8 protein-coding genes are annotated in these 8,471 nt (G+C 65.0%); all 8 read right to left on the minus strand.

From position 1 onward, the window contains the following. Window positions 1-135: 135 nt before the first annotated feature. On the minus strand, window positions 136-504 hold the full coding sequence (locus AWJ14_RS12920; RefSeq protein ID WP_066179727.1) for an endonuclease domain-containing protein: 369 nt from the start codon (window positions 502-504) through the stop codon (window positions 136-138). 206 nt (window positions 505-710) lie between these two features. After that, the gene (locus AWJ14_RS12925; protein WP_066179744.1) at window positions 711-1,775 is read right to left on the minus strand and encodes a dipeptidase; all 1,065 of its coding nucleotides are present in this window, start codon (window positions 1,773-1,775) and stop codon (window positions 711-713) included. Between the two features lie 72 nt (window positions 1,776-1,847). Continuing rightward, window positions 1,848-2,624 carry an ABC transporter ATP-binding protein gene (locus tag AWJ14_RS12930; protein WP_066179730.1) on the minus strand — a complete coding sequence of 259 codons (777 nt, stop codon included), beginning with the start codon at window positions 2,622-2,624 and terminating at the stop codon, window positions 1,848-1,850. 6 nt (window positions 2,625-2,630) lie between these two features. Next, window positions 2,631-3,458 carry an ABC transporter ATP-binding protein gene (locus tag AWJ14_RS12935; protein ID WP_066179733.1) on the minus strand — a complete coding sequence of 276 codons (828 nt, stop codon included), beginning with the start codon at window positions 3,456-3,458 and terminating at the stop codon, window positions 2,631-2,633. After that, on the minus strand, window positions 3,455-4,390 hold the full coding sequence (locus AWJ14_RS12940) for an ABC transporter permease (RefSeq protein WP_245304266.1): 936 nt from the start codon (window positions 4,388-4,390) through the stop codon (window positions 3,455-3,457). The genes AWJ14_RS12935 and AWJ14_RS12940 overlap by 4 nt, the downstream gene beginning before the upstream one ends. After that, on the minus strand, window positions 4,387-5,451 hold the full coding sequence (locus AWJ14_RS12945; protein ID WP_083220246.1) for an ABC transporter permease: 1,065 nt from the start codon (window positions 5,449-5,451) through the stop codon (window positions 4,387-4,389). Before AWJ14_RS12945 ends, AWJ14_RS12940 begins: the two co-directional genes overlap by 4 nt. Next, window positions 5,452-7,011, minus strand: coding sequence for an ABC transporter substrate-binding protein (locus tag AWJ14_RS12950; protein ID WP_066179736.1), 1,560 nt, complete (start codon window positions 7,009-7,011; stop codon window positions 5,452-5,454). A gap of 316 nt (window positions 7,012-7,327) precedes the next feature. Next, window positions 7,328-8,332, minus strand: coding sequence for a YeiH family protein (locus tag AWJ14_RS12955; RefSeq protein WP_066179740.1), 1,005 nt, complete (start codon window positions 8,330-8,332; stop codon window positions 7,328-7,330). Window positions 8,333-8,471 lie beyond the last annotated feature (139 nt).

Genomic DNA, 8,471 nt, shown 5'->3' on the forward strand with positions numbered 1-8,471 from the left:
ATCCGGGACGAAAAACCATGGCAAAACGCTTGACGAACAAGACAGTCGCTCTCCCTCCGGGAGAAGGTGGATCGACGCGCAGCGGCGAGACGGATGAGGGTCCTTTACGAAACCATGGACCGACGAGGCGACCAGCTACCGCCAATCCTGCCGCAATGACTGATCGCGCGCAAATGCGATAATCGTGGCGCAGGTGGCGTCGAGATCGCGCATCACATCGTCGTTCCAGAACCGCAGGACCCGGAAGCCCAGGGCTTCGAGGCCCGCGTCCCGGGCGGCATCGCGTCTGCTGTCGGCGTGCTGGGTTCCATCCACCTCGACGACGAGCCCGGCCTCCATGCAGACGAAATCGGCGATCCACGCGCCGAGCGGCACCTGGCGGCGGAACTTGAGACCGTCGAGCCGCCGATTGCGCAAGGCGCCCCACGGCCGCTGCTCCGCCTCCGTCGGCGCGCGGCGCATGGCACGGGCGAAACGTCTCAGCCGGGTGAGGTCGCTGGTCATGCCCTTCCTCTGGCGCCCCCTCGTCCGCCAGTGTCTGGCAGAGCGAGAAGGGAGTGGATCTGCGGTGTCGGGGCAATGTAACGCCGATCTGGCTTTCGGCACACGCGATTGTCTCGGCGGGCACACCCTCATCCGTCAGCGAAGCTGACGGATGAGGGTGATCATTGACGTCCGTCGAGGGATGAGGGCCATTGCCCGGCCCTGTCTCACGCCCCCCAGGTGCGCTCGAGCAGCGAGATCCAGTTCTTGCGGGCGATCTTTTCAATGAGCGCCTCGCCGTATTGGCGGTTGCGCATCTCGGTGATCAGGGCCTGAACGCCGGTCACGTCGCCGATCACGTCGGGCAGTTCGGCACCGTCGAAGTCTGAGCCGAGGCCGACATGGTCCTCGCCGAGTTTTTCGACCAGGTGGTCGAGGTGGCGCATCACCGGGTCCCAGCCGCAATCGGTGAGTTTGCGGCCGTCCTCGCGCAGGAACACGGTGGCGTAGTTGAGGCCGACCATGCCGCCCGATTCGCGGATCATGGCGAGCTGGCGGTCGGTGAGGTTGCGGGTCGACTGCGTCACTGCATGGGCATTGGAATGGGTGGCAACCAGCGGCGCATCCGAAATCGCGGCGACATCGTTAAACCCCTTCTCGTTCAAATGCGAGAGATCCACCATGATCCCGAGCTCATTGCAGGCGCGGATCAGCGCCTTGCCGGCCTCGGTGAGGCCGGGGCCGGTGTCGGGGGTGCCGGGAAAGCGGAACGGCACGCCGTGGCCGAACACCGTGGGCCGGCTCCAGACCGGGCCGAGCGATCGCAGGCCCATGGCATGGAAGGCGTAGAGCGCGTCGAGATCGGGATCGATCGCTTCCGCCCCTTCCATGTGCATGACCGCGGCGATGGTGCCGGATTCCAGGCAGGCGCGCAGGTCCGCGGCGCTGCGGCAGATCTTCAGCGCGCCTTGCGAGGCGCGTTCCATCCACATCAGATGCCCCGCCATGGACAGCGCGATGGCCTGGGTCTCGGCGGCGTCCATCAGCGCGGGTAGCGGCAGGTCATAGGGCGGATGATCCATCATCGCCTCGAAATCCGGCGCGTCCTTTTCCGGCGGCGAGGAGATGTAGATGGCGAAGAAGCCGCCGGCGAAGCCCGCGGCCTGCATCCGCGGCAGATCGAGATGGCCGCTGCCGTCGCCCTTGAGCCAGATCTGCTCGCGGTCGCGCGGCGCACGCAACAGGCGCAGCAGGAAATCGTTGTGGCCATCGAAAAACGTCGTGTCAGCCATGATCTTCTCTTTCATGTTTCAGCCGGCCGGCCGGGAGAGAAACCTCCCGCGCGAACACGGCCGAATTTCAGGCTAGGGTCGGGATTGGGGCGCCGGCGCGCGGGTGAAGCCCTCGCTGGCGGTCAAAAGATTGCGGGTGTAGTCCTTGGTGGTCGCATGGGCCTGCAGCGCCTCGCGGCTGAGCTGCTCCACCACCTGGCCACCCTGCATCACCATCAGCCGCTCGCACATATGTGCGACCACGGCGAGGTCGTGGCTGACCAGCACATAGGTGAGCCCGTGCTCGGCGCGCAGCCGGTCGAGCAGGTTCAATACTTCCGCCTGGATCGAGGCATCGAGCGCGGAGGTGGGCTCGTCGAGCAGGATCACCTTGGGTTCGAGGATCAGCGCCCGGGCGATGGCCACGCGCTGGCGCTGGCCGCCGGACAGCTGGTGCGGATAGCGGAACCGGAAGCCCGTGCCGAGCCCGACATCGATCAGCGCCCGTTCGACGCGGGCCTCGCGGCGGTCGAAGCCGTGGATCGCCAGCGGCTCGGACAGCACCCGGTCGATGGTGTGGCGGGGATGCAGCGATGCATAGGGGTCCTGGAACACCATCTGCACGCGGCGATAGAAGGAGGGATCACGCGGGGTGGTGACCGGAATGCCGTCGATCAGGATGCGCCCGGCGGTCACCGGCGCCAGCCCGCAGGTCGCGCGCAGCACGGTGGACTTGCCCGAGCCGCTTTCACCGACGAGGCCGAAGCTTTCACCCTCCTCCACCGACAGCGACACGCCGCGCAGCGCATGCACGATGCGGCCGCCGCCTCCGAAGACCACTTCCAGATTCTCGATCTCGATCAGCGCCATGTCGATCTACTCCAGCCACCTGGCATCGCGCGCGAGCACCGGCAGCGGCCGCTGGTCGCCGACGATCTTGGGCAGGCAGCCAAGCAGGCCGCGGGTATAGGGATGCTCGGCCTCGCTCAGGCGGGCGGCGTCGATTTCCTCGACCACCCGGCCGGCATACATCACCAGCACCCGGTCGCAGAAGGTCGAGACCAGTTCGAGGTCGTGGCTGATGAAGATGAGGCCCATGCCGCGCTCGCTCACCAGACGGTCGAGAATGCGCAAGACCTCGATCTGCACGGTCACGTCGAGCGCGGAAGTCGGCTCGTCGGCGATCAGCAGGTCCGGCTCGGTGACCAGCATCATGGCGATCATGGCACGCTGGCCCATGCCGCCCGACAGCTCGTGCGGATAGGCGTGCATCACCCGTTCCGGATCGCGGATCTGCACCGCTTCGAGCATGGCCAGCGACTTGGCGCGGGCATCGGCCTTGCCGCCGTGGATCCGTACCGCCTCCATCAGCTGCTTGCCGATGGTCATCACCGGATTGAGCGAGTATTTCGGGTCCTGCATCACCATCGACATGCGCGCGCCGCGCAACTGGCGCCATTGCGCGGTGGAGGCCTTGCGCAGGTCGATACCGTCGAATTCCAGCCGGTCGGCAGTGGCCCGCCCGGAAGGTGGGGTCAGGCCGAGAATGGCGCGACCGGTCTGGGACTTGCCCGAGCCGCTTTCGCCGACGATGCCGAGCCGTTCGCGGCCGAGATGGAAGGAGACGCCGCGCACGACCTCGACCGGCCCCCGCCGCGACGGAAACGAGATGCGCAGGTTCTCGACGGAAAGAAGCGGGTTCATTGCTGCTGCGCCTTCGGATCGAGAACGTCGCGCAGGCCGTCGCCGAGGAAGTTGAACCCCAGCGAGACGACGAAGATGGCGATGCCGGGCATGGTCGCGACCCACCAGTAATCGATCAGGAAGCGGCGGCCCGCGGCAATCATCGCACCCCATTCGGGCTGCGGCGGCTGGGCGCCGAGCCCGAGGAAGCCCAAGCCCGCGGCGGTGAGGATGATGCCCGCCATGTCCAGGGTCACGCGGATGATGACCGAGGACAGGCACAGCGGCATGACATGGCCCCAGATGATGCGGACCGGCGAGGCGCCCTGCAGGCGGATCGCGTCGATATGCTCGGCATTGCGGATGGTCAGCGTCTCGGCGCGCGCCAGGCGCGCATAGGGCGGCCAGGAGGTAATGGCGATGGCGATGATCGCGTTCTCGATGCCCGGGCCCAGCGCCGCAACGAAGGCAAGCGCCAGGATCAGCCGCGGGAAGGCCAGGAAAATGTCCGTCACGCGCATCAGCACGGTGTCGACCCAGCCGCCGAAATAGCCCGCGGTGGTGCCCACAAGCAGGCCCACGGGCGTGGCGATGGCCGCGACCAGCGCCACCACCAGAAGCGTCACCCGCGAGCCGTAGACGATGCGCGAGAAGATGTCGCGCGCCAGATCGTCGGTGCCCATCAGGTGCTCCCACGAGGGCGGCAGCAGCCGTTCGGTGCGCAGGTCGCCCCCGGTAAGCGGGTCATAGGGGGCGATCACGCCGGCAAACAGCGCCACCAGCACGAGTGCCAGCACGATGCCGAGCCCGAGCATGCCGAGACGATTGCCGCGGAAGGCGAGCCAGGTGCGGTAGACCTGGCCGAACCGGGCCTGCCGGCGCGAGGCCGGTTGCTCGGACAGGAGCCAGTTGCGCAAACCCTGCTTCTCCAGGGTGGTGTCGGGCGAAGTCACAGCCGTCTCCTGACGCGTGGATCGAGCAGCGTGTAGAGCAGATCCGAAAAGATGTTGAGGCCGACGAAGACGATGCCGATCAGCAGCGTGCCGCCGAGAACGGCGTTCATGTCGGCGTTCTGGAGCGAATTGGTGAGATACTGCCCAAGCCCCGGCCAGGCGAACACGGTCTCCGTCAGCACCGAGCCTTCGAGCAGGTGGGCGTAGGACAGCGCGATCACGGTCACCAGCGGCACGGCGGCATTTCTGAGCGCATGCACCCAGATGATGCGCCACTCGGCCACGCCCTTGACGCGCGCGGTGACGACATATTCCTGCGCCAGTTCGTTGAGCATGAAGCTGCGCGTCATGCGGGCGATATAGGCCATCGACAGATAGCCGAGCAGGCTCGCGGGCAGCGCGAGATGCGACAGCACATTGCGGAAGGCGCCCCACTGGCCCTGCATGGCCGTGTCGAGCAGCAGCAATCCTGTGGTCGGGGTGAAGGAATATTCGTAGGAGATGTCGATCCGGCCAGGGCCGGGGACGATCCCCCATTTGGCGTAAAACAGCAGAAGGCCCATCAGGCCAAGCCAGAAGATCGGCGCCGAATAGCCCACCAGTCCGAAGATCCGCACCAGCTGGTCGATCAGCCGGCCCTGGCGCACCGCGGCCCAGACGCCCGCGGGGATACCGAGCAGCGTGCCGATAAGGATGCCGGCGGTGGCAAGCTCCAGCGTCGCGGGAAAGGCACGGGCCAGATCCTGAAGGATCGGCTTCTTGGTCAGCAGGCTCTCGCCGAAATCGCCGGTCACAGCCTTCTTGGCATAGAGATAGAACTGTTCGTAGAGCGGCCTGTCGAGGCCGAGCTCAAGATAGACCTTCTCGTAGGTCGAGGGCGAGGCGCGGTCTCCGACCACGGACAGAACCGGGTCGACAGGGACCACGCGGCCGATCAGGAAGGTGACCAGCAGCAGGCCGAACAGCGTCACCGCGACGGTGACGACAAGCTTGCCGAGCTTGAGCGCCCAGCCCGGAAGGGCGCTTGCGCGCCCTTCCGATTGTACGGGGATATCCGTCACTTACTTCGTCACTGCCTTGAAGGAGTTGTCATTGAACGACGGGCCGATCACGAAGCCTTCGACGTTCTTGCGCCGGGCGATCACTTCGATCTCCTGGAACATGATGACGAAGGGAGAGGTTTCCTGGGATTCCTTCTGCAGATCGATATACATCTCGGCGCGCTTGGCGGCGTCCGACTCCAGAACGGCCGCGTCGGCCTTCGCGGTCATCTCCGGGATTTCCCAGCTGTTGCGCCAGGCCAGCGGCTTGGACTTGGCGTCATCCGAGTTGTCCGGGTTGCGCGCAAAGGTGTCGGCATTGGTGTGCGGATCCTGATAGTCCGGTCCCCAGCGGCCGATATAGATGTCATGCGTGCGGGCGCGATATTTGGTCAGCGTCTGGCCACCGTCGCCGGGAATGATTTCCAGCTTGATGCCGGCCTCGGCGAAGGTCTGCTGGATCGCCTGGGCCATCGCGGTGATATCGGGCGTGTTGCGGGTGTCCATGGTCACCGAGAAGCCGTCGGGCAGACCGGCCGCGGCCAGCAGTTCCTTGGCCTTCTCGACATTGAGCGAGAAGGGATTGTCTTCCAGAACGCCCAGGAAGCCGAGCGGCAGGAAGGCCTGGTGCTTGACGACCATGCCCTTCATGATGGTGTCGGCGATGGTGTCGTAGTCGACCAGGTACTTCAGCGCCTGGCGAACTTCGGGCTTGGAAAGATACTCGTTCTTCTGGTTGAGGCCGAGATAGTAGATCGAGCCTTTCACGCCCTTGTCGACGACGATGTCGGGATTGGAGGACACGGCCTGGATCTCATCCGGTCCGAGCTTGCGGGCGATGTCGATATCGCCCTTTTCGAGCAGAAGGCGTTCGGTCGAGGCTTCCGGAATGTGACGATAGATGGCGTGCGCCATGGGCGGGGCTTCGCCCGAATAGTTGTCGTTGCGGTCGAGCGCCACCACTTCATTGGCGCGCCAGTCGCGGATCGAGAACGCGCCCGATCCGGCATAGTTGGTCTTCAGCCAGTTGTAGCCGAAGTCGCCGTCGACCTCATGGCTCTTGACCAGTTCGCTGTCGACGACGAAGCCGACGGTCGCGGTCAGGCAGTAGAGCACCAGCGTCGGCGCATAATTGTTGTCCATCTCGAATTCGAACGTCATGTCGCCGGTCTTGCGGATCTTCTCGTCCACATTGTCGGCCGAGAAGCCGAACTGGGTCAGGATGAAGGCCGGCGACTTGTCGAGCTTGATGGCCCGCTGCAGCGTGTAGACCGCGTCCTCGGCGGTGATCGGGTTGCCGGAAGCGAACTTCATGCCGTCACGGATGGTGAAGGTGAAGGTCTTGCCGTCCTCGGAGATCTCCCATTTCTCGGCGATCACGCCGAAGATCTCGGAGACGTCCTTGACGTTGTAGCCGACCAGGCCCTGATAGGAGTTGCCGAGAATCTCGGAAGCGGTGAACTCGAACACTTCGGCCGGATCGAGGGTAATGATGTCGTCGATCGCCCAGGCCTGTATCAGCGTGTCGGCCGGCGTCTCGGCCACGGCCTTGACTGGCGCAAAGGCAGCAGCCGTGCACATCAGGGCAACGGCCACGAATTTTTGTACGTGCTTCACTCTTAAAGCTCCCGGTTTAGTAGTTCCCAATAACTTGCCCGCGCGCGCCTTAGGTGTTTTTTTGCTTTCCGCGCTGCGCAAGCGGCAATCAGGTCACAGGCCCCTTCAGCTGTCAAGCGCGGCGGTCCGGCTGCGGCGAAACGCACCCGGAGCCGGTTCGGCCGGACCGTGGCAAAAACCCAGACAATCCGGCAGAATTGATCATCGCGCCGCATGGCACTGATCGATTTTTTTTATGAATCAAGGCTGTAGAAAGTCGCCGACAGGCGAAGCCGATGCCTCAGAAGCCGACGAGCCCCATTGAAACGGCGCTCCAGGCGAGCCCCAGCAGGAACACGGTTTCGAGCACGACGACAGCCACATGCCGCCAGCCGAGATCGAGCATGGCCTTCATGTTGGTGCGCACGCCAAGCGCCGAAATGGCGATGACCAGCAACCATGAGGACGCCTCGACCAGAAGCCTTGCCATTTCCGCGGGAATGAGGCCCACGGAATTGGCGAGCGTGACGACGCCGAAACCAACCACGAACAGCGGCAGGCGCACCTGAGAGAAGCCGCTTTCGCGGCGGGCGAGCGACAGCGCCAGGATGATCAGCACCACCGGCAGCAAGGTGACGCGCAGCAGCTTGACGATGGTCGCGGTGTCGCCGGCTTCGGTCGAGATCGAATAGCCCGCGCCCACCACCTGCGCGACATCGTGCACGGTGGCGCCGATCAGGAAGCCGCTCTGGGCGTCGCTGAGGCCCGCGAGCCCGAACAGCACCGGATAGATGATCATGGCGATGGTCGACAGCGTGGTCACCGCCACCACGGTGAAGAGCACGTTGCGCTCGGTCTTGTCATTGGCGGGAATGACGGCTGCGAGCGCGAGCGCCGCAGACGCGCCGCAGATCGCCACCGCGCCCCCTGTGAGGATGGCGAAGCGCCAGCCGCGACCGAACAGGCGCGCGCAGACGAAACCGAAACCGATGGTCAGCGCCATCAGGCTTGCCACCGTCACCAGTCCCGAGGCGCCGATGCCTGCGATATCGCCAAGCGTGATGCGCGCGCCCAGGAGCACGATGCCGAGCCTGAGAAGCGTCTTGGAGGCGAACACCACGCCCTTGCCGGTGGTGTCCTGGTCGGCCATGAAATTGAAGGCCATGCCGATCAGGAGCGCAAACAGCATCACCGGCGCGGCATAGTGCTCGGACAGGAACTTGGCCGCGGCCGCGATCGTCAGGGCGAGCAGGAGCCCCGGGAACAGGGTGGTTGCGCGCGTCTTGATATCTGAAAGTGAGGCCATGAGGTCATGTTCCGGAAAGGCAGTCTGTGTCACGGGATCGCCCGGACTGGGCGCCCGGGCGAAGTGTTTGCGGTCGCGGGCGTGTTACGCCGAACGATAGAGTTTTGTCATGGAGAATTCGCGGTGACCGAGGGCTTCG

This window comes from Parahoeflea olei, from assembly GCF_001703635.1.
In the GTDB taxonomy this organism is placed as follows: domain Bacteria; phylum Pseudomonadota; class Alphaproteobacteria; order Rhizobiales; family Rhizobiaceae; genus Hoeflea; species Hoeflea olei.